General features: G+C 72.6%; 19 protein-coding genes and 1 pseudogene. 9 read left to right on the top strand and 11 right to left on the bottom strand.

Annotated elements, in window-relative coordinates:
- Positions 1-19 precede the first annotated feature (19 nt).
- The 3 genes from prcB to ACZ5SK_RS26885 all read right to left on the bottom strand — a co-directional run bounded on the left by prcB (position 20) and on the right by ACZ5SK_RS26885 (position 2,990).
- Positions 20-874, bottom strand: a complete 855-nt coding sequence (gene prcB / locus ACZ5SK_RS26895) for a proteasome subunit beta (protein WP_334574632.1) — start codon at positions 872-874, stop codon at positions 20-22.
- 104 nt (positions 875-978) lie between these two features.
- Positions 979-2,472: a hypothetical protein gene (locus tag ACZ5SK_RS26890; RefSeq protein WP_334574634.1), complete on the bottom strand. Its 1,494-nt coding sequence runs from the start codon at positions 2,470-2,472 to the stop codon at positions 979-981.
- A 122-nt stretch (positions 2,473-2,594) separates the two neighbouring features.
- Positions 2,595-2,990, bottom strand: coding sequence for a YybH family protein (locus tag ACZ5SK_RS26885; protein WP_334574636.1), 396 nt, complete (start codon positions 2,988-2,990; stop codon positions 2,595-2,597).
- A gap of 55 nt (positions 2,991-3,045) precedes the next feature.
- On the opposite strand from ACZ5SK_RS26885, the gene ACZ5SK_RS26880 reads away from it, so the two are divergent.
- Positions 3,046-3,699: a nucleoside/nucleotide kinase family protein gene (locus ACZ5SK_RS26880; RefSeq protein WP_334574638.1), complete on the top strand. Its 654-nt coding sequence runs from the start codon at positions 3,046-3,048 to the stop codon at positions 3,697-3,699.
- Between the two features lie 34 nt (positions 3,700-3,733).
- Here the strand turns inward: ACZ5SK_RS26880 and ACZ5SK_RS26875 are convergent, their stop codons facing one another.
- The 6 genes from ACZ5SK_RS26875 to ACZ5SK_RS26850 all read right to left on the bottom strand — a co-directional run bounded on the left by ACZ5SK_RS26875 (position 3,734) and on the right by ACZ5SK_RS26850 (position 12,038).
- Positions 3,734-5,566: a hypothetical protein gene (locus ACZ5SK_RS26875; RefSeq protein WP_334574639.1), complete on the bottom strand. Its 1,833-nt coding sequence runs from the start codon at positions 5,564-5,566 to the stop codon at positions 3,734-3,736.
- A 49-nt stretch (positions 5,567-5,615) separates the two neighbouring features.
- Entirely contained in the window at positions 5,616-7,352 is a 1,737-nt protein-coding gene (locus ACZ5SK_RS26870) for a hypothetical protein (RefSeq protein WP_361702793.1), read from the bottom strand.
- Positions 7,353-7,354: 2 nt separating this feature from the next.
- A complete protein-coding gene (locus ACZ5SK_RS26865) occupies positions 7,355-8,257 on the bottom strand; it encodes a carbohydrate ABC transporter permease (RefSeq protein WP_334574643.1) in 903 nt (300 codons plus the stop codon).
- Positions 8,254-9,165 (bottom strand): carbohydrate ABC transporter permease, encoded by a 912-nt coding sequence (locus tag ACZ5SK_RS26860; protein ID WP_334574645.1) that lies wholly within the window; start codon positions 9,163-9,165, stop codon positions 8,254-8,256. Before ACZ5SK_RS26860 ends, ACZ5SK_RS26865 begins: the two co-directional genes overlap by 4 nt.
- A 142-nt stretch (positions 9,166-9,307) precedes the next feature.
- Entirely contained in the window at positions 9,308-10,630 is a 1,323-nt protein-coding gene (locus ACZ5SK_RS26855) for an ABC transporter substrate-binding protein (RefSeq protein ID WP_334574647.1), read from the bottom strand.
- 274 nt (positions 10,631-10,904) lie between these two features.
- Entirely contained in the window at positions 10,905-12,038 is a 1,134-nt protein-coding gene (locus tag ACZ5SK_RS26850) for an ROK family protein (protein ID WP_468576660.1), read from the bottom strand.
- Between the two features lie 333 nt (positions 12,039-12,371).
- On the opposite strand from ACZ5SK_RS26850, the gene ACZ5SK_RS26845 reads away from it, so the two are divergent.
- The 6 genes from ACZ5SK_RS26845 to ACZ5SK_RS26820 all read left to right on the top strand — a co-directional run bounded on the left by ACZ5SK_RS26845 (position 12,372) and on the right by ACZ5SK_RS26820 (position 21,346).
- Positions 12,372-13,280 (top strand): N-acetylglucosamine kinase, encoded by a 909-nt coding sequence (locus ACZ5SK_RS26845; protein WP_457494106.1) that lies wholly within the window; start codon positions 12,372-12,374, stop codon positions 13,278-13,280.
- A gap of 191 nt (positions 13,281-13,471) precedes the next feature.
- The gene (locus ACZ5SK_RS26840; protein ID WP_457494105.1) at positions 13,472-15,388 is read left to right on the top strand and encodes a phosphatase PAP2 family protein; all 1,917 of its coding nucleotides are present in this window, start codon (positions 13,472-13,474) and stop codon (positions 15,386-15,388) included.
- Between the two features lie 93 nt (positions 15,389-15,481).
- Complete coding sequence (locus ACZ5SK_RS26835; RefSeq protein ID WP_468155898.1) at positions 15,482-17,149, top strand: phospholipid carrier-dependent glycosyltransferase; 1,668 nt, start codon at positions 15,482-15,484, stop codon at positions 17,147-17,149.
- 100 nt (positions 17,150-17,249) lie between these two features.
- Positions 17,250-18,170: a MurR/RpiR family transcriptional regulator gene (locus ACZ5SK_RS26830; RefSeq protein ID WP_468417277.1), complete on the top strand. Its 921-nt coding sequence runs from the start codon at positions 17,250-17,252 to the stop codon at positions 18,168-18,170.
- Between the two features lie 304 nt (positions 18,171-18,474).
- Positions 18,475-18,855, top strand: a complete 381-nt coding sequence (locus ACZ5SK_RS26825; protein ID WP_319338986.1) for a hypothetical protein — start codon at positions 18,475-18,477, stop codon at positions 18,853-18,855.
- A 148-nt stretch (positions 18,856-19,003) separates the two neighbouring features.
- Positions 19,004-21,346, top strand: coding sequence for a SpoIIE family protein phosphatase (locus tag ACZ5SK_RS26820; RefSeq protein ID WP_468417386.1), 2,343 nt, complete (start codon positions 19,004-19,006; stop codon positions 21,344-21,346).
- Between the two features lie 28 nt (positions 21,347-21,374).
- Here the strand turns inward: ACZ5SK_RS26820 and ACZ5SK_RS26815 are convergent, their stop codons facing one another.
- Both ACZ5SK_RS26815 and ACZ5SK_RS26810 read right to left on the bottom strand, forming a co-directional pair.
- A complete protein-coding gene (locus tag ACZ5SK_RS26815; RefSeq protein WP_334574655.1) occupies positions 21,375-22,172 on the bottom strand; it encodes a peptidoglycan-binding protein in 798 nt (265 codons plus the stop codon).
- 96 nt (positions 22,173-22,268) lie between these two features.
- Positions 22,269-22,469 (bottom strand): annotated as a pseudogene (locus ACZ5SK_RS26810) (hypothetical protein); the annotation flags it as partial.
- Positions 22,470-22,549: 80 nt separating this feature from the next.
- Here ACZ5SK_RS26810 and ACZ5SK_RS26805 point away from each other — a divergent pair.
- A complete protein-coding gene (locus ACZ5SK_RS26805) occupies positions 22,550-23,398 on the top strand; it encodes a bifunctional methylenetetrahydrofolate dehydrogenase/methenyltetrahydrofolate cyclohydrolase (protein WP_079657874.1) in 849 nt (282 codons plus the stop codon).
- A 122-nt stretch (positions 23,399-23,520) separates the two neighbouring features.
- A complete protein-coding gene (locus ACZ5SK_RS26800; RefSeq protein ID WP_334581059.1) occupies positions 23,521-24,264 on the top strand; it encodes a TetR family transcriptional regulator in 744 nt (247 codons plus the stop codon).
- Positions 24,265-24,272: the final 8 nt, after the last annotated feature.

The raw sequence follows: 24,272 nt of genomic DNA, 5'->3' as shown, positions 1-24,272 counted from the left end.
GGCGGATCGACCCGGGCTCTCACGCGGGGGCGTGCGGGCCGTCCGGGCTGTTTCGGCGCCGGTCGACCACCTCGCGGCTGAGCTGCTCCGTCTCGGGCTCGGGCAGCCGCTCGAAGCCCTCCTCGGTGATGACCGAGACGATCGGGAAGATACGGCGGTTGAGGTCGGGGCCGCCGGTGGCGGAGTCGTCGTCGGCGGCGTCGTACAGCGCCTGGAGCGCGGCAAGCGCCGCCTCGCGCCGGGACATGCCGGCGCGGTACAGCTTCTTCAGCGACCCGCGGGCGTACGGGGAGCCGGAGCCCTCGGCGTGGAAGGGCGACTTCTCGTACAGGCCGCCGGCCACGTCGAAGCTGAAGATGCGGCCCCGGGCGCCCGGCGCGGCGGCGGTGTCGTAGCCGGCGAGGAGCGGGACGACGGCGAGGCCCTGCATGGCCTGGTCGAGGTTCTGCCGGATCATCGTGGCCAGCCGGCGCGCCTTCGCGCCGAGGGTCATGGGGACGCCCTCGACCTTCTCGAAGTGCGTGAGCTCGACCTGGTACAGCTTCACCATGTCCAGGGCGAGTCCGACGCTGCCGGCGAAGGCGACGGCGGTGAGGTCGTCCGCCGGGTGCACCTTCTCCAGGTCGCGCTGCGCGATGAGGTTGCCCATGGTGGCCCGGCGGTCACCGGCGATCAGCACGCCGTCGCGGTAGGCGAGGGCCAGCACGGTCGTGCCGTGCGGGAAGCTGTCCGGGGCGGCCCGGACGCCGTCGGGGAACGGTCGGCGGGTGGGGAGCAGTTCGGGTCGGTGCGCCGCCAGGAAGTCACGGAAGGACGAGCCGCCCACCGTGAAGAACTCGTCCGCCGGCCGTCCCTCGGTTCCGCTCTGCTCCATGCCACTCCCCCTCGTTGCCGCCTCCGACACCCCACTACCTACCTGCGCCGGACGGCCGGGAAACACATGTACGACGCACGGAGGCCGATGGCCGGAAGACGATGTCAGGCGGCCCGGTGCTCGCGCGCGGTCGGTGCGATGTGCAGGTCCAGGCGGCCGGCGTGACGGGATTCCCAGGTACGGGCGTAGGCAGGGGGCGGATCGCCCGGTCGGGTGAGCACGGCCGTGGGCGTCCGGCGGGCGGTGCGCAGGATCGCCGCCTCGGTGGTGTCGGCGTCGTGGCCGCTCGTGCCGGCCGAGGAGCAGCCGGTGTAGAAGGCGACGGGGACCGCCTCGTGCCCGGTGAGCAGGCAGGGCGGGCGGACGCCGAGCCGGTGCAGTTGCGCGGCGGCGCGGGCCCAGTCGCGGTGGTTCCTGGTGGTGCGGTCCGCGGTGTGGTCCAGGACGGTGTACTGCACGGCCAGATGCCCGGCGAGCGCGAGCGCGGCCAGGGTCGCGACGACCGGACGCGGACGGCCGTGCGGCCGGGTGACCAGGTGCAGCAGCGCGTCGGCGACCGGGATCGCGAGCAGTGCGTAGGCGGGCAGCAGGAAGCGGGGGGCGGCATAGCCGATCAGGAACAGGTAGGGGACGGCGGCCGTCGTGGCGCAGGCCAGCGGCAGCAGCGTGGGTGCGGTGCGCCGGGCTCGTACCGCGAGCACGAGTCCGGCGGCGGCGAGCACCGGAAGGACGAACCACCAGGCCATGACCGCCGGATTCGGCAGGGATCCGGTGCACGGGCGGCACAGGGTGCGCCCGGCCAGCGCGCGCAGTTGGTCGTCCACGGCGACGTTCCAGCCCAGTCCGCCCTGGATACGGGAGGCGTCGGACAGCCGCCGGCCGAGGCCGCCGTACGTGGTGTACGCCTCGATCACCCACGGTCCGGCGCCCGTCGCGAGCCCTGCCACGAGCGCGAGCGCGACGCGCCGGTGGCGGACGGCTGCCAGGACGAGCAGCGGCAGGGACAGCCACACGGCGTCGGCGGGCCGCATCCATGCCATCAGCGAGGCGCTCGCGGCGACGCCCCACGGGGCGGCCCGGTCGGGGCGGCGGCCGCGGGCCCGCAGGAAACAGCCGACGCAGGCCAGGCCGCCGAGGGCGACCCAGTAGTTGGGCATGGCCTGCGGCCCGTAGAACAGGGTCACCCACAGCGAGGCGAAGAGCGCGCCGGCGACGGCCACGACACGGACCGGGAACAGGCCGCGCCACGCGCGCAGGGCGAGATACAGGCCGAGGCCCGACGCGAGGGCCAGGTAGATCCTCAGCAGCTCCGTCGACGTCGACCAGGACGTCACCGGCGCCACCAGCAGGGTGACCCCCCGGGCGCGTGGCGCGCTGAAGAAGGCCGGCGGCGCCTGGGCGGCGACCTGGCTGACGTACACCGTCTCGTCCCAGCCGAGGCCCATGCCCGGGGGGACCAGGAGCAGTTGGGCGAGGGTGAAGGCGCCGGCCACCGCCGCGAGCAGCCGGTGACCGCGTGGTCGCCACGACCTGCCGGGCCCGCTCGCCGGTACGCGCCGTCGCCTGCCCACGAGCAGGGCGTTCGCGCCGTCGACCATCGTCCGTCCCCTCACCCGAACCCCATTGCTGAATCACCAAAAACAGGGACAAACTAACCCGCACCGGCCGGGCGTGCAGGGTGGCGTACGCCCCTCGGTTTGCTCTCGCCTCGCCCTCGGCGTCAGTCGTGCGGGAAGGAGTGGTGCTCGTGCGCGATCAGCCAGCGGCCGCGCTCCTTGCGCAGGCCGAAGGTGAGCCGCAGCCGCAGCGAGGGGCACGCGGCGAGCTCTTCCGGCGTGCCGCAGCGCAGCAGGGCATGGGCGTAGGCGACGTCGTGGCCGGCGGTGACGTCGAGGCTGTCGATGTCGAAGCGGGCGCCCTGAGCCTGCCAGACGAAGAACGGCGGCCAGGTCGCCCGGTAGGCGGCCAGACCCCGGATGCCCTCGTGGGGCGCCGGCACGTCGTACATCACGAGGTCGTCCGCGTGATGGTCGAGGACGGTGTCGAGGTCGCCCCGGTGGACGGCGTCGGCCCAGCGGGTGATCAGCGCGCGGATCTGCGTCTCGTCGTCGGACACGGTCGTCCTCCTCTCGTTGCGGGTCTCCTTCCAGGAGACTGCGACACTCTGCTGTGTGCTCACTTTCGACGACCTGCTCATACGGGCCCGGGCCCTCACCGGGGACGGCCGCCGGCGCGCGCTCCTCGGCATCACCGGCAGCCCCGGCGCGGGCAAGACGACCCTCGCCGAGCGCCTGGTGCGGGAGTTGAACGGCGCCGGTGAGCCGTGGGTCGCGCATGTCCCGATGGACGGTTTCCACCTCGCCGACGTCGAACTGGACCGCCTCGGCCGCCGGGACCGCAAGGGCGCGCCCGACACCTTCGACGCGGCCGGATACGCGGCCCTGCTGCGGCGGCTGCGGGAGGAGAGCGACGGCGACGAGGTCGTGTACGCGCCGGGCTTCGAGCGGGTCCTGGAGCAGCCGGTCGCCGGCGCGGTGCCGGTGCCGCCGACGGCCCGGCTGATCGTGACGGAGGGCAACTACCTGCTGTTGGACACGGGCGCGTGGCAGCGGGTGCGGGCCGCGCTGGACGAGGTGTGGTTCTGCGCGGTGGCGGAGGACGAGCGCGTCCGGCGGCTGGTCGCCCGCCACGAGGAGTTCGGCAAGGGCCACGAGGAGGCGGTGGCCTGGGTTCTGGGCACCGACCAGCGCAACGCCGAACTGGTGGCGGCGACGCGGGACCGGGCGGATCTGGTGGTCACCCCGGCTGTCAGCGGCGCACGGTAGCGGAGGTTCGGGCTCTCCCTCTCCCCCGCCGCCGTCAGCGGCTGACCGCGCGGAGCGTCAGCTGCGGCTCGGCGTGCGCGTCGTCCGGTCCGAGGACGGCGGTGAAGGCGCCCGTGCGCAGGGTCAGCCCCTGCTCGCCCCGCTCGACCGCCATCGTGAACGGCTCCTCGGCGCCGTACCGCACGGCGAAGACGTGCAGGTCGTCCGGTGCGTCGGCGACCGGCCCCGCCTCCAGGGCGGTCGAGCTGACCAGGTGGCGCCACCCCTCGTCCGGGTTGCCGTAGCCGCGCGGGTCGGCGGCGAGGGCGAAGGCGGCCTGTTCCTGGGTGAGTTCGGCGCGGGCGTCGAAGTGCTCCGGCCCCTGTGCCTGAGGGTGTGTGAGACGCAGGGCGCCCGCCGAGGAGACGGCCGCGTGCGCCGTACGCCTGACCCGGTCGCCGTCGTCCTCGGCGTACGGCAGGCCGGCCAGCAGGTACGGCGTGCCGTCGAGGCGTTCCACGGCGACGGCCGTCCACAGGGTGGCGCCGTCGGTGACGTACAGGGAGCGCACCCGGCGCAGGACGTGGTCGCGGCCCACGACCGGCTTGGTGACGAGTTTCGCGGTCAGGCCGTCGGCGCGGACGTCGCGCACACGGACCTCGCCCATGGGGCGGCACAGCAGGAAGCCGTCGGTGACGGGTCCGAAGCCGTGCTGACGGCCCACGGCGGCGGGTAGGCAGTACGTCCCGGCCGCCTCGATCACCGCCGGGGTCATGCGTTCGTCGAAGGCCACCGAGACCGTGCCGGCCCGCAGTTGATGGCGTGCGGTCCGGGTGGAGGGCTCACGGTGCCAGGGTGTGGTGTCCTGGATCTGCCAGACCAGCATCCAGGCGAAGTGCCCGTCGACCCCGCCGTCGGCCTTCGCCGCGTGCCGGGCCCAGCGGCTGTCGCCCCGGTAGCGGCCCAGGTCGGCGCCGATCCGGGCGCCGAAGTAGCGCAGGCCGAGGACGGACTCGAAGGCGGAGTGCTGCTCGCTGTAGCGGGGGCCGCCGTTGTCGAAGCCGCCGCCGGTGAGGCGGGCGTCGATGTAGCGGGCGAGCGCGTCGCCGTCCTCGGCGAAGATCTCCTCGCCGCTGATCCGGTGGGCCTGGGCGAGGAAGGAGAGGGAGATCGGGCCGTAGTTGTTGTCGTAGGCGCCGCCGTGCTCGGGGGGCAGCAGGGCGCCCCGGTCGCGGACCCGGTGGGCGCGGATCTCGTCGGTGTACAGGGCGAGGGCGCGGGAGCGGACCTGTGCGCCCTCGGCGTCGGGCAGACGGCGGGCCAGCATCAGGCCGCCGACCACGCACCCGATCGCCTGGTTGCCGGCCTCCTGCGGGTTGAAGAAGGTCGCCTCGGTCAGCCAGCGCCAGTAGCCCCGCGCCACGTCGAGCAGTTGGGCGCGCTGGCCGGCGTCCACCAGGCCGTCCGGTGCGTCGAGGATGTTCACCGCCTGGAGCAACGCCCACACCGTGCTCGGCCAGTCGCCGATGGGGTGGGCGCCCGGCTCCAGCACGTAACGGGCGTACGGGAAGCGGGAGTTGCGGATCCGCAGGTTCGGGTAGCCGGGGTTGTCCTCGGTGTAGACCCGCTCGTTCAGGTGGAAGGCGAGGCTGCGGCGCACCGCCTCCGGCAGTCGCGGGTCCTTGGTGCGCTGCAGGGCGAGCACCAGCAGGGAGGTGATGCCGAGCGAGGTGTCGCCGATGTCGTCGACGCAGTCGGGGTGTTCGAGGTTGCCCTCCGGCGTGAGCCGGGCCAGGGCCTGCTCGACGACGTCGGCGAGGACGGCGTCGTACGCCTCCGGGGTGTCCGGGAGGTCGTGCAGCGGGGCGCGCTGGTGGAGGAGGTGCACGGGGATCAGCCCTTCATGCCTGGGATGGCCATGGCGTGGGTCGTCGGGGTCACACGACGGGCGCCGGCCGGCGGGCGCGCAGTGCGACGGTCAGGGTGTGCGGGCCGAGTCCGCCGAGGTAGAGGCGGTTGCCGGTCGTCGCGTCGGTGCCGCCCACGACGGTGTGGTCCTGACCCGGGTCGTAGCGCAGGACGTCGCTCCGGTCGGGCCCGGCGAGGGGTTCGCCCGTCTCGACGTGGGCCTCGATCCGGATCTCGTCGTCACCGGCCCGGTAGGTGACCGGCCCGGTCGTCAGGCACCAGCGTCCGTCGCCGAGCGGCACGGCGCCCTCTGGGACGCCGCCCGGCCGGAAGGTCAGTTCGAGGGCCCAGGGCGCCCGTGGTCCGCTGATGTCGATCCGCAGGTCGGCGCCGTCGTCCCTCAGGTCCACCTCGACGCGGGTCGTGTGCGAGACCTCGTCCCGAGGGCGGTCCGGGAAGGCCATCGCGGCCGAGAAGCGTCCCTCGTCCGCCATCCGGTAGGAGCCGTCGTCCCGTCGCCGGTCCGGCGGGAGCGGCTGGTAGTAGGCGGCGGTGAGGGTTTCGGTGAGCCGGTACCGATTGTCGGCGAGCCGCCGCATGTCGGCGGCGCGGAACGGGCCCAGGTCGAAGAAAGCGCGCGAGAGACGGACCGCGTCGAGGACGGCGTCGCCTGCGAACAGGCGCAGGAAGGTGGGGTTGCAGGCGAGGCCCGAGCGGATGCGCCGGTGCCCGGGCACGTCGGAGCCGCCGTACACCACCGTGTGCGCGGTGGCCGAGGCGCGTGCGGCGAGGCGCGCGGTGGTGAGGTACCGGTCGCGCGGAAGTGTCTGCGGGGCCGGGGCCGGCAGGACGCGGCACAGGTCCGGGGTGAGGAGGGTCTCGGCGAGCAGGTCGGGGTCGTCGATGCCGCCGGCGGCCGCCAGCCGCGCCGCCCGGCCGAAGTCGCCCCGGCCGGTGCGGATCGCGAGCAGCCGGTAGTGCGGCAGATAGGGCGCCAGGGGGAAGGGGTGGTGCTGGTCCTGCCGTCGCGAGTGGACGGTCTCCACCGTGCCGTCCGGCCTGATGAGGTCCAGGGTGGTGGCGAGATTGCGCTCGACGGCGGCCAGCAGGTCGGCGCGGCCGAGCAGGTCGGCGCGGCCGAGCACGTCGGCCAGCAGGAGCAGCGAGGGGTTGGTCACGAGGGCCGCGTAGACGGCGCTGCGTTCCGAGTACAGGCCCTCCGCGTCGATGTCGACGCCCTCCGCGAGCCACTCCTCGACGCGCTCGAGCAGCCGGTCGTCGGGGAACGAGCGGTGCAGCCGGGCCAGTGCCGCGGACAGCTCCCAGCGGTGGTTCGGGGTGTGCACCCCACCGGTGAGGAGGCTGCCGGTGGCGGCGCCGGCGATCTCGGCGAGCGCGGCCGCGACGTCGTGAAGTTCCGGCCCCCCGCCTGCGGCGAGGACGTGCGCGTCGCACACGTCGTTGACGGTGAACGCGGAGTCCGGCGGCGACTGCACGTTGTCGCCGCCGGCGAAGAGGCCGGTGGTGGTCTGGACGGCCCGCAGGGCGCGGAGGTGGGTCGTCGCGGCGGCGACGGCCTGCCCGCTGCCGTGCAGTGCCGACGCCGGGGACCGGTACGCCGCGACCAGAGTCCTCACCCGGCGCGCCAGGGCGCGGTGGGGCACACCGGTGAGTTCCTCGTCGGGGCCGGCCGCCAGCGGGGCGGCCGTCCGGTCGGCGGCGCGGGCCGCCGACCGGACGAACTCGTGGTCGAGCGGGGTGGGCAAGGTCAGTCCTTCAGTCCTGCGTTGATGTCGGCGCCCATGACGTAGCGCTGGAAGACCAGGAAGATGGCGATCAGCGGGATCATGGAGATGACCGAGGCGCCGAGCAGTACCGACCAATTGATGTTCTGCGCGCCGACGATGCTCTGGATGCCGATCTGCACGGTGAACTTGTTGGGGTCGTTGAGCATCAGCAGCGGCCAGATGTAGTCGTTCCACCGCCACTGGAAGGACAGGATGGCGAGGGTCAGCGCGATGGGCCGGGAGAGCGGCACCATGATCCGCAGGAAGATCGACAGTTCGCGGGCGCCGTCGATGCGTGCGGCTTCCACGAGTTCGTCGGGAACCGTCAGGAAGAACTGGCGGAACATGAAGCATCCGGTCGCGGTGAGCACGGCCGGCAGGATGATGCCGGCGAACGAGTTGTAGAGGCCGAGGTTGCGGACCACCAGGAACTCCGGGGCGAGCATGACCTCGGACGGCAGCATCGTGGTGGCCAGGATGCAGATGAAGAAGAACTTGAGCCATCTGTTGTCGTACTTGGCCAGCGCGTACCCGGTGCAGCAGCTGACTCCCACCGTGAGGATCGTCGTGATCACGCACACGATGGCCGTGTTGATGAAGTACTGGGAGAAGTTGGCGCTCTCCCACGCCGCCTTGAAACCCGACAGGGTGGGGTTGTGCGGAACCAGCGTCAGCGGATAGGAGAACAGGTCGCTGGCCGGCTTGAGGGAGCTGAGGATGAACCACAGCACCGGCAGCCCGTACAGGCACGCCAGAACCCACAGCAGTGTCGTCGCGGGCACCGCCCGCCGGAGCCCACCGGTGGCGGCCCTGCGGGGCTGCTTCTTGGAGACGGCCCGTCCGGGACCGGCGTCGGCCGGGCGTGGCATGTCTGTGGTTGTCATCGGTTCTCCACCCGCCGGTTGACGATCAGCTGGATGATCGCGACGGCCATCAGGATGAGCATGAGCACGAATGACGCGGCGCTCGCGTAGCCGATCTGGCCCCGTTTGAAGCCGGTCTCATAGATGTACTGGACAAGCAGGTTGTTCGACGTGCCGGGTCCGCCGTTGTTGAGGGCGACGAACACCGGGTATTCCTTCATCGCGTTGATCGTGTTGAGCAGGATGACGATGAACGAGGTGGGCGCGATGCTCGGCAGCGTGATGCTGATGAACTGGCGCCATGGGCCGGCGCCGTCGAGCGAGGCCGCCTCGTAGTACGACACCGGTACGTTCTTGATCGCCGCGATGAACAGCAGCATCGAGAAGCCCGTCCAGGCCCAGGACGCCGCCATCACCACCACTATCAACGACAGGTCCGCGTTCGACTGCCACGGAACGGCACTTCCGCCGAGCTTCTCGATGACGTAGTTGACCAGTCCGAAGTTCTCACCGAACAGCCACCGCCACAGGACACCCACGACGATGGGCGACAGCAGCCACGGGATGAAGAAGATGACGCGGGCGACCGACGCGCCCTTGGCGTGCTTGTTCACCACCAGGTTGGCGGCGAGCAGCGAGAGCGCGAAGTTCAGCGGCACGAAGAGCACGGCGTACAGCAGCGTCCGGGTCAGCGCGTCGTAGAAGGTGGAGTCCCCGAACAGGTTGTGGTAGTTGTCCAGTCCGATGAACTGGAACGCCCCCACACCGGTGTAGTTCGTGAAGGAGTAGACGAGCCCGATCACCGCCGGCCAGACGAAGAACAGCGCGAAGAGCACGACATTGGCCGCGATGAGGACGAGGGGCGCGACGACGTACTTGTTGCGTCTCCTGGGCGGGCTCACGGACACGTCCGAGGCGCGTTTTGTCATCTTCCTGACTCCGTGCTGGTGGAATGGATTGCTGTGGGCTCACGCCATGAGGCCGGCATCACGCGGGCGGCCAGGGCCGGGGGCGGGGTCGAGACACCGCCGCCCGGCCCTGTGGCCCACGATCAGCCGCCGGCCTGCTGGATCAGCCGCCGACCTGCTGGTTGTAGCCGGCCACGATGTTCTCCAGGGCCTTGTCGGCCGACTGCTGGCCGTTGATCGCCTTGCCGAGCTCCGTCTTGGTCGGGTCCTCGGTGAGGCTCTTGCCCTTCAGCACCCAGTTCGTCTGCGCGGTGTTGAAGTAGCCGGAGATCGGGGCGTAGAGCGGGATCTCCTGGTTGTACAGCTTGAACGCCGCCTGGGCCGCCTCGGAGGTGAAGGGGTACTTCGGGTTCAGTCCGCTCTCGACCGGCAGGAACCCGGACGTCTCGCACAGCACCTGGTAGTGGGCCGGCTCGTACAGCCAGGACAGGAACTTCGTCGCGGCGGCGGCCGCGTCACCGTTGTTGTTGAAGCCCACCGTCATGCCGCCGCTGTTGACGTCGCTGGCCTGCACCGGCTGGGCGGGGGTCGGGACGCTCGCCCAGTCGAACTTCTTGATGCTGTCCGCGAAGGAGGCGACCTGCCACACGCCGGACCAGTAGGCGACCACGTCACCGCTCTGGAACATGGCCGACGGGTCGGCGCCGCTGGTCCACACCGACTTCGGCATGGTCTTGTCGTCGTTCCATCCGACGAAGGTGTTCACGGCCTTCTTGGTCGCGTCGTCCACCGAGAACTTGCCGGAGGAGTCCGCGTGGACGTACTGCCCGCCCATCTCGTACACCATGGCGCGAAGCCGGGACGGCGACTGGTCGAAGGTCAGGGAGTACTTGGCCTTGGTCTTCTCCCGGACCTTGTTCGCCGCGGCGATGAAGTCGGTCCAGGTCCAGGTGTTCTGGGGTGAGGTCGGGAAGGCGACACCGGCCTGCTTGAAGAGCGTCTTGTTGATGAACAGGCCGGACGCGGTGACGTCCGAGGGGATGGACAGCACCTTCCCGGACGAGTCCTTGGCGAGGAAGTTGGCGTTGATCTTGTTGCTCTTGTTGTTGGCGATGGAGCTGAGGTCGATCAGCTTGCTCGACCAGATGGGGTCCAGCGCCGGCACGGCCGCCACGTCGGGCAGGGAGTTCGCCTGGGCGGCGTTGTGCAGCTTCGTCGGGTAGCCGTCGTAGGGGATGTTGACGAGCTTGACGGCGACGCCGGTTTCCTTCTTGTACTGCGCCACCAACTTCTTCCAGCCCGCGTCCTGCCCCGGAACCGTGGAGATCCAGAACGTCAGCGACTTGGAGGTCCCACCCGAGCCGGATCCCGACCCGCAGGCCGAGAGCAGAAGGGCACCTGCCGTGGCCACGGCAGCGAGGGGAAGCACCCGGCGTATGCCGCCGCGGCCGAGTCGGCGGGAGCGCCGCACACCCACACTGGTCATTTTCGATCCCTTTTCGTCGTACTGGACGGAGCACGGCGCCAGCCGAGGCGGCACGGGTGCATTTTGCAGGAGATTTCGCTTTCCGGGGGGCGCGGCCTCGCCCGGCCGCGTCGCCTTCACGGGTGGGATCCCCGGTCATGAGGGCCGTCGTCGCACAAGCACGCCCTCGTGCGGCTGCCGTACTTCGAGTACGGGCGGGAAGCTACCCCGAGTCGGCGTCCCGGCCGACTTAGAAAGCGCTTGTCCGGACATTGGCAGACCGAGTCGGAGGCCGTCAATCCTTAGCCCACGCGGTCTCGGTCACGGTTTGGACTCCCCGGGCGACCGCGAGCCGTGCGGCGCCCACGACGGTGCCGGAATCCCCGACCATGCTGCTGACCACCTCGGTGGGCCAGCTCAGCCGTGCGAGCTCGGCCCGCACGCCGGGCAGGAGCTGCGGATCCGCGCCGGTGCTGCCCCCGAGCACGATGAGCCCCGGATCCAGGACCGCCGTCACGGCGGCGGCGAGCCGGCCCACGTCCACGGCATGGCGGCCGACGACGGCGCCGGCCGTGGCTCTGCCCTCCCCCGCGAGGGCGAAGAGCCGCTCGGTGGTGCGCGGGCACGGCCCGTCCGCGGCCTCCCATGCCTCCCTGGCCCGGCGCAGCAGGGAGCGGGCGCCGATGTACTCCTCCAGGGCCTCCTGGCGCGGCTCACGGCCGTCGTCCCAGGGATAGGGCAGTCGGGCCAGCTCTCCGGCGGCCCCGTTCGATCCGCGCAGCACCTGGCCGCCGACGACGATGCCGAGACCGATGCCCACGCCGATCCGCAGATAGCCGAAGGTGTGGCGGCCCCGGGCGGCGCCCTCGTGCAGTTCGGCCAGGGCCGCGCAGTTGACGTTGTTCTCCAGGTGGACGGGCACGCCCGGCGGCAGCGCGACGGCCATGGCGTCGAAGACCGGGCCCGCCTTGGCGGTCGCGGGACGCATCCCGCTGCCCTGCCGGTCCCGCGCGGCGACATCGCCGACGGCTACGACGATGGAGCGCAGCGGAACGCCGTGGGGCAGCGCGTCGAGCGCCTCACGCACCGCGTCGGCGGCGTCCTCGCGGGAGGCGGTGGCCTCGGCGAGCAGCGCGCCGTCCAGGGCGCAGCCCCGGACCCTGGTGAGGGCCGGGCCGAGGTCCACCGCCAGCACGGCCCCGGCGGCCGGCCCGAGGCAGTAGACGGCGGCGGAGCGGCCGGTGCCGCTGGAGGCGGTCCCGGAGTGCGCGGCGAGCCGGGCGGCCTCCAGTTCCGCCACGGCGGAGGACACCGTCGGCTTGGACAGTCCCGCGAGGCTCGCCAGCTGCGGCCGGGTCGCGCTGCCCGCCTGGGCCAGCACGGCGAACACGGCGCTCGCGCTCTCGGTCAGGCGGGGGGCCTCCACCACGTCGAGTTCCACAGTTTCCCCCACACGGGTACAGGGCCGCGCGGCCCGCCGATCGGCTCGGCAGGCTGCGGCGATGGGATGCTCCGACGTCGCGCGTTCCCGCCCCGCGGCGGCCCGGACGGGCCTCCCGGTGGTCGAGCGCGCGATTCCTCTTGACGCACTGTACTTCGTTAGTTAACTTCCTAACGAACTTCACGGTATACGCCTGCCGTGTTCGTCAGAAGCCCGTCCCGGGGCTTCCCTAGTTCGCTCAAGCATGCATCCAGGCCCGACCTTCCTTCGGTCACGGTTCGCCCGCCGTCGCAGCTCAACGCATTCGACGAAAGAGGATCCGTGCAGGACTCTCCCCCTTCGCGCCCCCTTGTGGTCGGCATCGACGTGGGCGGTACCAAGACGCACCTGCGCGCCACCGCGGGCGGCGACGTCGTGTCCGACCATGTCCGTGCCAGCAGCGGCTGGCGGCCGCACGACCCGGCCGCGGCCGCACACTGGCTGGCCGCCCTCGTCCGTGAGGCGCTGCCCGAGGCCGCGCACCCCGCCGCGCTCGCCGTGGGGGCGCACGCCTGCGAGACCCCCCTCCAATGCGCACGGATCCGTGTCGCGCTTCAGGAACTGCTCGGCGTTCCCACACACCTCGTGGGCGACGCCGAGTTGCTCGTTCCCGCCGCCGGGCTGGACAAGGGCGTCGGCCTCGTCGCCGGCACCGGCTCGGTGGCCGTGGGCCGGCTGCCTGACGGGGCGCCCGTCCAGGTGGGCGGCTGGGGCGCGGTCCTCGGCGACGAGGGCGGCGCCGCCGGCCTGGTCCGCGAGGCGGCCCGGGCCGTATGGGCCGCGCACGACCGGGGCGAGGAACCCGACGCCCTCGCGCACGGCCTGGTCGCCTCCTTCGGCGTGCCCGAGGTGCCGGCGCTCGGCGCGGCCCTGGAGAGCGCCACGGACGTCTCCGCCGAGTGGGGACGGCACGCCCCCGTCGTCTTCGCGGCCGCCGCCGAGGGCTCCGCGCTCGCCCGGACCGTGATCGCCGAGGCAGGCTCCGCGCTCGCCGCGCTCGTCGGCCGGCTCGCCGCGCGCGGGGTCCCGGTCGACGACGTGGTCGTGGCGGGCGGCACGGTGCTCGGCCAGCCGGTGCTGTACGAGGCGTTCACCGCAGCCCTCGCCGACGCCGTACCGGGAGCCCGGCCGCAGCCGCTCACCGCGGCGCCGGTCGAGGGCGCGGTGGCGCTGGCCCGTTCGCTTCTGTGAGCCGCCGAACTCACGTTCACCTACACGCCATGTACCGGTCGCCGGGCCATCGCAGAAGAGACACAGCCCGGCCGTAGATCTTCGCTCGTACGCGTCATCCGGCTCACAGGTCAACACAAGGCGTACGAGCCGCACGTGATCGCACCCCCCCCTCTGGCCTCACGGCCGCAGAACTCAAGAGAGGCTCACCCATGCCGTCATCCGCCGGGCTCAGCTCCCCCTCGGCCGTGAACAGAAGGCGCTTTCTGAAGGTCTCCTTCGGTGGCTCCGCGGCCCTGGTCGCCGCCCCGACGCTGGTCTCCTGGCTGGCCGCCGCCGACGCCAAGGCCGCCGCCGCGCCGCTGCCGTTCGTCGACGACTACAAGACGAACGTCATGGCCAACCTCACGGCCGAGACCAACGCCGTGGTGCGCATCCTCGGCGGCTTCGCGCAGGTGTGGAAGACCGGCTCGGCCTGGAACACCGGCACCCCGCTGCGACCCGACGTCCTGCGCGCCAACATGCGCTACTGCATCGCCGTCACCCGCGCCCGCACGGAGGCGCAGGGCAAGGAGGCGTTCGTCTACGACCGCCAGCACCAGAGCTACGCGATGATCGCCGGCCTGGGCCCCCTGGCGGACCTGTACAAGGCCGGCGCCAAGGCGGTCACCTCGATCACCAGCGCGCCGGACACCACCCCCGCCACCAAGATCGACGACGCCGTGCCCGCCGGCGCGCCCGCCGGTTCCGCGCTCGGCGCCGGCTCGTACACCTCCGACCTGGGCCTGGTCGCCAAGCTGGTGGACACCGTCCGCGGCCCGTTCGCCTCCGGCAACCCGGGCAAGTACGCCTTCCAGTACCCGCGTCCGTGGCGCATGAACGAGAACAGCGAGGTCGTCGACACCGGCAGGACCGACGCGCTCGGCTTCCCGGTGTACGACTCGAAGGTGGTCGTGGTGCCGCAGCTGCTCCGCCAGCGCAGCACCTCCCCGACCGACGACGGCGGCTTCCCCAGCGGCCACACCAACGCCTTCCACCTGGCGTCGCTGGCATACGCGTACGCCGTGCCCGAGCGGTTCCAGGAGCTGGTGACCCGCGCTCTGGAACTCAGCCACACCCGGATCATGTCCGGCATGCACTCCACGGTGGACGTCATCGGCGGCCGCATCATGGCCACCGCCCTGGCCGCCGCCACCCTCGCCGACCCGGCCAACGCCGACCTGAAGGCCGCGGCCCGCGCCCAGGCCCTCGCCTACTTCCAGGCCAAGACCGGCACGACCGCCGACACCCTGTACGCCTACGCCCACTCCGACGCCGGCGACCCCTACGCCGACCGCGAGGCCAACGAGCGGGCGGCGCTGCCCCGGCTGACCTATGTCCTCGAACGGGAGGGCCGCGAGCAGCCCCTCACCGTGCCCAAGGGCGCCGAGGTACTGCTGGAGACCCGGCAGCCGTACCTCACCGCGGCCCAGCGCCGTGAGGTGCTGCGCACGACCGCGCTGCCCTCCGGGTACGTCCTGCTGGACGGCTTCGAGCAGTGGGGCCGGCTCAACCTGTTCGCGGCGGCGGACGGTTACGGCGCCTTCGACTCCGACGTCACGGTCACCCTGGACGCGTCCAAGGGCGGCTTCCAGTCGGCCGACGCCTGGCGCAACGACATCGAGGGCCAGGGCGGTCTGACCAAGCGCGGCTCCGGCACGCTGACCCTGACCGGGCACAACCGCTACCACGGCGGCACCGTGCTGGAGGAGGGCGTGCTCGTCGCCGGGCACGCCAATGCCCTCGGTCAGGGCGATGTGCGGCTGGCCGGCGGCACGCTGCGCGCGGGCGCGCCGGTGCGGGTGCGCGGCGCGTGGGCCCAGGAGTCCGGCGCGGTGCTGGATCTGACGCTGCGTGGACACCACGGGCCCGTCCTCACCGTGTCCGGGCGGGTCCGGCTCGACCGGGGCTCGGTGCTGACGCTGCGCCTCGACGCCGAGCAGCCGCCGGCCGCGGGGACGACCGTCCCGGTGATCGACGCCTGCGCGCTGCGCGGTCAGTTCGACCGCGTCGAGCTGAACTCCGACCGCCTGCGGGCCGTACCCGTGTACACGGCAGACGGTCTGTCGGTACGACTCCTGAAGCGGTAACGCCCCGAGTGGCGGGAGCTGATGCAGAGTAGGGCCCATGAGGCTGCTCCGGCTCGCTCCCGCCACCGCCCGGCCGGTGTCACCGCAGGGCGGATGATGGCGCGCGAACTGCACACGGTCCTGGAGCCCTCCTCCGACGCGGGGCCGCGAGAGCCCTCGCGGCCGGGCCGCCGGCGCCGGCTCGTCCCCCTCCTGGTGGCCGTGCTGCTCGCCCAGATGGCCGTCGCCATGGTCACCACCGCGGTGCGGCAGACGCCGACGATCGACGAGCCGGTGTACGTCGCCACGGCCGCCGACTACCTGCACGAGCACCGCGTGCACTACAACTCGGAGCATCCGCCCCTCGGCAAGCTCGTCGTGGCCGTCGGCGTGGCCGTGGCCGACCCGCACGTCGACCCCTCGTTCACCGGCACCCAGGAGGCGGCGGGCCGGCACCTGCTGTACGAGTCGGGCAACGATCCCTGGCGGGTGATGCTGTGGGCGAGGCTGCCGGTGATCGTGCTGACGCTGCTGTTCGGCCTGGTGGTGTTCGCCTTTGCCCGCGATCTGGCCGGCCGCGCCCCCGCGCTCACGGCGCTCACCCTGTACGCCTTCTCCCCCGACGTCGTCGCGCACGGCTCGCTGGCGACGCTGGACGTCCCGGCGGCGGGCTTCCTGCTGACGTCGGCGTGGCTGCTGTGGCGGGCCCGGCAGGGCAGGCCGCGCCTGTACCTGCCGCTCGCCGGGGTCGCGCTCGGCGCGGGCCTCGCCACGAAGATGAGCACACTGCCCGCGATCCCGGTCCTGATGGCCCTGGCGGCGCTGTCGATGTGGGCCCGGCGACCCCGTGACCTGCGCAGGGCTCTGGGGGCGGCGGGTGTCGTGGCGGTGAGCGCCGTGGCCGTCGTCTGGGCCGCGTATCTCGTGGTCGATCCACTGCTGCGCTGGGATCCGCGGTCGGTCCAGTTCCAGGTGCCCGTGGTGCACGGTCTGCGCGGGCTCCTCGTGCGGCTGCTGCCCTTCCCGGAGGCGTACCGGGACGGCATGCGGATCCAGTTCGGCCTGGAGAACCAGTCGTGGCAGGGCTTCCTCTTCGGCCATGTGTACTCCGGCTCGCGGTGGTACTACCTGCCGGTCGCGCTGGCCGTGAAGACCCCGCTCGGCATGCTCGCCCTGTGGGCGGCCGGGGCGGTCACGATGGTCGCGGTGCGCCGGCTGCGGCCCGCGGCGCCGTATGTGCTGCTCCCGGCGGCCGTGCTGCTGGCCTCGGCCATGACCGGATCACGGGACCTGGGCACCCGGTACGCCGTGTTCCTGCCGATGTTCCTGGCCGTGGCCGCGGGATGCGTCCTGGCGGTGCGCCGGCGGTGGGCGCCGGTGGGGGTGGCAGCGCTGGTGGCGTTCGTCGCCGTCAGCTCGCTGCGGACGTATCCCTACTACCTGCCGTACTCCAACGAGGCGTTCGGCGGGCCGTCGAAGACCCATCTGCGGCTGCACGACTCCAACGTGGACTGGGGCCAGGACCTGGGACGGCTCGCGGACCGGCTGCGCAGCCGGTACCGGGGCGAGCGGGTGTGGCTGGTGTACAAGGGCAGCGGGGTGCCCGCCGCCTACGGCATCGAGGCCTCCGATCCACGCCGGGCGCCCGCGAGCCGGGTGCACGGACTGCTCGTCGTGTCGGACTCCGCCGCCGCCAAGGCGAAGGGCCCGCTGGCGGAGCTGCTGCGCTCCAGCCGGCCGGTCGACGAGGTCGGGCACTCGATCACCCTGTACCGCCGGTGAACCGCGGTCAGCGGGGACGGGAAAGGGCGTCTTCGCCGTCCCTGACCGGCAGGGTCCCTGAAGTATGTTGAGTTGCGTGGAAGACAAAGGAGGCGCACCGGTGCCATCGCCGCAACAGGCACGCGCACAGGCATCCGCGATCACCTCGGGCAGAACCGGTCCGGAGACGGAGGTGTCCCCGACCTCCCGGCTCCGGGCGCTCTTCGACGGGCCCCATCTGTCCCCGGGCCAACGGCGCATCGCCCAGTATCTGATCGAGCACATCACCGAGGCGGCGTTCCTGTCGATCACCGACCTCGCGGACCGCGTCGGGGTCAGCCAGCCCTCGGTGACCCGGTTCGCCGCGGCCGTCGGCTTCAGCGGGTATCCGGCGCTGCGGGAGAGGCTCCAGTCGATCGCGCTGGGCACTCTGGCGGTCGGGCCGACGGCGGAGGTGAACCGGAGCAACGAGCTGCAGGCGGCGGTCGACGCGGAGATCGAGAACCTGGAGAACCTGCGGCGCGACTTCGCCGACCCGGACCGGGTCATCGACGTCGGCCGGAAGCTGTCGCAGTCGACGCCGCTGACCATCGTGGGACTGCGGATCTCCGCCTCGCTCGCCGAGTACTTCGCCTACGCCGCCCGCCGGGTCCACCCGGACGTGCGGCTGGTGACCCGGGGAGGCAGCGTCGCCTACGACGCGCTGCTGCAGTCCCGGGAGGCGGGCGGGACCTGGGTGCTGGCGTTCTCGATGCCCCGGCACGCGCAGGAGACCCTGACCGCCGTACGGGTCGCGCGCAGCGCCGGTCTCAAGGTCGCGCTGATCACCGACCTGGCCCTGGGGGCGATGGCCGAGGAGGCCGACGCGACCTTCGCCACCGGCACCGGCTCCCGGCTGGTCTTCGACTCCTACGCGGCCCCCGGGGTGATGGCGGCGGCGCTGCTCCAGGCCATGAGCGACGCCGGTCCCGAACGCACCCAGGCCCGACTCGAGGAGTACGAGCAGATCGCCGAAGAGCACCGGTTCTTCCTGCGTGAGTGACCGGCTCCTTCGAAAGCCACCCCCTCCCCCAGAAGGACACAGAGGGATCATTGCACCCATTTCGCGCATGAATGTTTTCATACTCCTTGCAAAGCCGACGGCATATATAAATACTGCTCAGGCCGCACCCGCCCGCGAAGGGCTCCCGTACGAGCACCCCGAGCCGCCGTCTCCTACCCGCGTCGGCGCGCGAGGTGTTCGGGGCATCGCTTGCGCGAGCGCCCGTGGCGGCCCCGGTCATCCCCTGGACCGGGGCCGCCCCCAACAGTCGGACCACCGGCACGACGCCACACACCCGGAAGCGATGATCATGACCCTGACGACGACGCGCATCAGCTCGGACTGGCCGTGCCAGGTCAAGACGCCCGGCAGCTACGACTGGGAGCGCTCGGCGGCCAAGTGGCTGCGCGAGCTGGTGCCCGCGCGCTACGCGAGCTACCCCGCGCTGCTGCGCCACCCGGTGCTGCTCGCCCGCCATGCGCAGATCCAGGTCCAGAACGAGGTCCGGGTGGCCCGCACCGCCCTGCAGACCGCCCGCGCGGATCTGCCCCGGCTCGGACTGCCGGAGTCCGTCATCGAGCACACGATCAAGATGTACGCGGCCGAGGTCATGCAGTTGCAGCACATCGCCCGCAGCGTCCGCGCGGTCACCCAGGCCCTCGTGGAGCAGAGCGCCGGGCGCTGAACGGGACGATCCGTTCCGGTGCGCGGAAGGGCATCACGCCTGGCGGGGGCGTCGCGCCAAGACCCAGATCGAATCTCCGTCCGTGTGCCATGCTCAAGACGTGACGAGCGAACCCGCCCTGCCCGCGGAATCCGGCGGCGTGCCCGACATGGCCGCACTTACCCGCATCGTGGCCCGCCAACGCGCCGAGATGGACCGGCTGCAGGACCTTGCGGCCACCTCGGCCGTGCTGGAGCGCGCCAAGGGCGCGGTGATGGCACAACTGGGCTGCTCGCCCGACATCGCGCAGGAGGAGCTCGAGCAGCGGGCGAAGAACGCGCGGCGGACGCTGCTTGAGGAGTGCTGGATCACCCTCGGCGCCCTCACCCCGCCGCCCCGCGCCGACCAGGAGCAGGCGCCGGCCGCCGCCCCTTCCGCGTGGGCGGCCGCGCCCGCGCCGGACTCCGAGGAGATCGACGCCGCCGCCCTCGGCCGGCTGGGCCGGGCCCTCGTCCGCGTCGGCACCCCGCACGATCTCGCCCGGTGCCTGCTGGAACAGCTCGGCCCGGACGTGGCGGCCGACGCCGTGATGCTCTACGCGCGGCTGCCCGCCGGCGGACTGACGCTCGTCGGGCACGCCGGCCTCGACGAGACGCTGGCCGCGCAGTGGAGCCAGGTGCCGCCGCTCGCCGGGATCGCCGCACTGGACGCCCTCGAAACCGGCCGGCCGCGCTGGCTGGAGGACCTCCGCGAGGACGGGAAACGGTATCTGCTGATCGGGGACCCGCCCGAGCAGTGGGGGTCGCGGGCCTGGCTGCCGGTGGTCACCGGGGACACGGCCGACGTCGCGCTCGGGATCCTGCGCCGCCGCGAGGGCGCCTTCCCGCCCCGGGTCCGCGAACGCCTGCAGGCCGTCGCCCGGCTGTGCGCGGGCCCGCTGCGCACGTTCGGCACCCGGCAGAGTCCTACCCCGGACGCCGCCACGGACGCGGTGCAGACGGTCTTCGACCGGCTGCCGGTCGCCGCCGTGCTGCTCGCCCCCTTGCGTACCCCGTCGGGTCGCGTCGAGGACTTCCGCATCGACGCCGCGACCGGCATCACCTCCGACGCCATGGGCCGCAGCGGCCGCGAGCTGGTCGGTCTGCGCTTCCTGGAGTGCTGGCCGGAGATCTCCGACGAGCCGCTCTGGCAGGGCTGTCTGGACACCCTGGCCGGTGAAGAGCCGTACGAGGGCGAGCCGTTCGCCCGGCAGCAGACGGTGGCCGGGGTCAGCGAGCTCGCCACGTACTCCGCGCGGGCGGCACGGCTGGGCGACGGACTGGTCGTCAGCTGGGGCCGCCACGACCCTTCCGACCGGCAGGAACAGCGGCTGGCGGATGTGCAGCGGCTCGGCAACCTCGGCTGGGCGACCTGGAACCTGGTCACGGGCGAGACGAACTGGTCCGCCCAGGTCTTCGCCATCTTCGAGCGTGATCCCGCCCAGGGCGTCGTCCCGCTCGCCCGGCTGCCCCGCCTCGCCCTGCCCGAGGACGTGCCCGTGCTGGCCCGCGCCGTCGGGGAGCTGGTGCGGCACGGGCGGCCGTGCGACGTGCCGTTCCGGATCGTCAACGAGGACGGCATACGGCATCTGCGGGTGGTCGCCGAAGCGGTGCCGGACATGGACGGCACGCCCGTCGAGGTGCACGGCTTCGTGCAGGACCTCACCGCGCAGCGCAGCGCCGAACTCGCGCTCGTCGCCAGCGAGCGGGCCATCCTCACCCAGCACGGCGTGCTCCAGGCCGAGCGCACCGTGGCGGCCCGGCTGCAGGACGCGCTGCTGCCCCTGCCGAAGCAGCCCGTCCGGCTGGCCGGGCTGCGCATAGACATCGCCTACCTGCCGGCGCAGTCGGGCCTCAGTGTCGGCGGCGACTGGTTCAGCGCCATCGAGCTGCCCGACGGCGACGCCCTGTTCGTGGTCGGCGACGTCGCCGGTCACGGCATAGGCGCCGTCGCCGCGATGGCCCTGCTGCGGTTCACCGCCAAGGGCATGGTCATCACCGGCTCGTCGCTGACCGGCGCGCTCGCCCGGCTCAACGCGCTGCTGCTGCACTCCCGCGACCCGCACGGCTCGGCGACCATGGTCCTGGCCCGCTACAGCCCGGAGCGACGGCGGCTGAAGTGGGCGCAGGCCGGCCATCCGCCGCCGTTGCTGGTACGGGCCGGTGCGGCGCGCTACCTGGAGCGACCCTTCGGGATGCTGCTCGGCGCGACCGACACCCCTCACTACGAGGAGGCGGAGGTCCGCCTCGAACCCGGCGACCGGCTCCTGTTCTACACCGACGGTCTGGTCGAAAGACCCGCGGAGAGCATCGACCGGGGCCTGGAGCGGCTCGCCGGCGCCGCCGCCCCCCGCGCCGCGACCGGTCCGGCCCCGCTGGACCGGCTGCTCGCCACGATGCTGGACCCCGAGGGCCGCGACGACGTGTGCGTGCTCGACATCCAGGTGCCCCGGCCCCGGGACATCGAGCGGTAGGACCTTCGGCCGGCGCCGCGCCGTCGGGTCATCCGCCGCCCGTGCGGGACTCCAGGTCGCGACGGGTGTCGTCGCCGTAGACGCCGCTCTCGTCGCCGCGGATGCCGTACCAGAGCTGGAAACGGGCCACGGCCTCGGTGAGGACGGTGTCGTAACGGCCGTCGGTGGGGCCCTTGTCGTACACGTTCGGGATGCGCAGCAGGCGCTTCTGGAGGTCGCTCACCTCGGGGCCGCTGTCTCCCTCGCGCAGGGTGCCGGTGCCGTCGGGGTCGGCCGCCGTGGCGGCCGGGGTCGGGGCGGCCGGGGCCGGGGCGGAGCTCGCGGGGGGCGTCTCAGCGGCGGCTTCGCCTCCCCTGCCCGGCAGCAGCAGCGCGCCGGCGAACCCGACGAGTGCCGCCGCGCACACCCCGATCGTGATGGCGGCCCGGCGCCGGCCCGCACCGGAGTCGGTGCGGGCGCGTGCCCGTGCGCCGACCTCGACCGGGGCGGCCCGGGATCCGCTCCGCCGGCGTGCCGCGCTTCTGCCGCTGCCGGGCACGGGCCCGGGCCGGGGGCTGCCGCGCTCGCTCGTCCAGTCCCGGCCGCCGCGGGGCGGCGGGGTGAGGGCCGGGCGTGGGCCCAGGGGCGGGAGCTCCTCCGTCTTCGCCTCGTCGGCGGCCTGCCGCGACGGCAGGGGTATCGCCTCGTAGACGTCGGTGTCCTGGGTCAGTTCGGTCATCTCGCGGAACAGCTCCGCGAGGGCGTCGGTGTTGCGCGGTCGCAGGACCCGGATGGGTTCCAGGACCGGGCGTTCGTGCGGCTGTCCGGGTTCCTCCGGTGTCGGCACGCTCGTCTCCCTCCCGTGGGTCCCCCGGGAGGGATACGGACGCGCGGGCCGCCCGGTTCAGCCGCGCGGATCAACGGCGCGGATCAACGGCGCGGATCATCCGGCGAGGAAGCCGTGCGGGGAGCGGGTCGTCGCGGCGACGAAGGCGTCCCGGCCCGCCTCGTCGAGGGCGTCCAGGGAGAGGTACGGATTGAGGTCCTCCAGCTCCGTCGACAGCGGCTCGCCGTCGGAGGCGCGGCAGGCGTCGACGCGCTGGATGCCGTGCGCGAGACCGTTCCAGTCGACGAAGCGACGGGCGGGACTGCTGGTCGGCGGCGGACGGGCGGGTCGTACGATGACAGGACCGTCGTCTTCTCCTGAAGGGCTCGTCGACTCCCGTGACCACCGCAACACTTCTCGACGGCAAGGCCGCAGCGGCCGACATCAAGAGCGAACTCGCCCTCCGCGTCCAGGCGTTGAAGGAGCGCGGCGTCACCCCGGGGCTGGGCACGATCCTCGTCGGCGACGACGCGGGCAGCCGTTCCTACGTGGGCGGCAAGCACCGCGACTGCGCGCAGGTCGGCATCGCCTCGATCCGGGTGGAGCTGCCCGCCGACGCCTCCCAGGCCGATGTCGAGGCTGCCGTGCTGCGGCTCAACGCCGATCCGGCGTGCACCGGCTTCATCGTGCAGCTCCCGCTGCCCGCGCACATCGACACTCATGCCGTGCTGGAGCTGATCGACCCCGTCAAGGACGCCGACGGGCTCCACCCGACGAACCTGGGCCGGCTGGTGCTGGGCATCCCGGGGCCGCTGCCGTGCACCCCGCGCGGCATCATCGACCTGCTGCGCCGCAATCGCGTGGAGATCACCGGCCAGCAGTTCTGCGTCATCGGCTGCGGTGTCACGGTGGGCCGGCCGCTGGGTCTGATGCTGACCCGCAGCACCGAGCACGCCACGGTGACCCTGTGCCACGAGGCCACGCAGGACACGGCCGCGCACGCCCGGGAGGCGGACGTGGTGGTGGCCGCGGCAGGCGTGGCGCATCTGGTCCGGCCGGACTGGATCAAGCCGGGGGCGACCGTGCTGTCCGTGGGCCTGACCCGTACGGTCGAAGGCATCCTCGGCGACGTCCACCCGGACGTGAGCGACGTCGCCGGTTCCTTCGCGCCGCCCATCGGCGGGGTGGGCCCGATGACCCGGGCGATGCTGCTGACCAACGTGGTGGAGGCGGCGGAGCGGATCTGACGCCGACTCCGCATCCCTGGCACTCGGTTCCCCGCAGGAAGGGAACTGAGTGCCATCGGCGGCGTTCAGATGTTACGTTCCCGTCCATGAGCGCCACTGACAAGGCGGAGGCCAAGCCGCCCATGCGGGACGCCCTGGTCGCGGCGGCCTTCCGGCTGTTCCTTGAGCGGGGCTACGAGCAGACCACCGTCGACGACATCGTGGCGCTCGCGGGGGTCGGCCGGCGGTCGTTCTTCCGCTACTTCCCCTCCAAGGAGGACGTGGTCTTCCCGGACCACGAGCGGTGCCTGGCCGACATGACCGCGTTCCTCGCCGCGAGCGGCACGGAGCACGAGCCGGTGCGCCGCGTCTGCGACGCGGCCCGGCTGGTGCTGCTGATGTACGCGGAGAACCCCTCCTTCTCGGTGCAGCGTTACCGGCTCACCAAGCGGGTGCCGGGGCTGCGCGCATACGAGCTGTCGGTGGTGTGGCGCTATGAGCGCGCCCTCGCCGAGTATCTGCGGGGCCGCTTCACCGGCCGGCCCGACGGCAGTCTCCGCGCCGACGTGATCGCGGCCGCGGTGGTCGCCGCCCACAACAACGCGCTGCGCTCCTGGCTGCGTTCGGACGGCCGGGGCGATGCGAGCGCGACCGTGGACCACGCACTGGGGTATGTACAGGCGGCGTTCGGCACGACCCGGGAAGCCCCGGCCGCTCCCGTCCCTCGGGCCGCTTCGACTGCCCCCACTGCTCCGGCGGCTCCCGCCGGCGAACGGCCGACGGACGAGGACGTCGTCGTGGTGGTCTCGCGGCGCGGGGCGCCCCTGTGGCGGGTGGTTCAGGAGATCGAGACCACGCTCGGCCGGGACCGGACCTCGCCAGAATAAGGGTACGC

The organism is Streptomyces sp. NPDC031474, from assembly GCF_055581185.1.
Note: the sequence above shows the minus strand (reverse complement) of the source record. Positions and strands in the feature narration are given on the sequence as shown.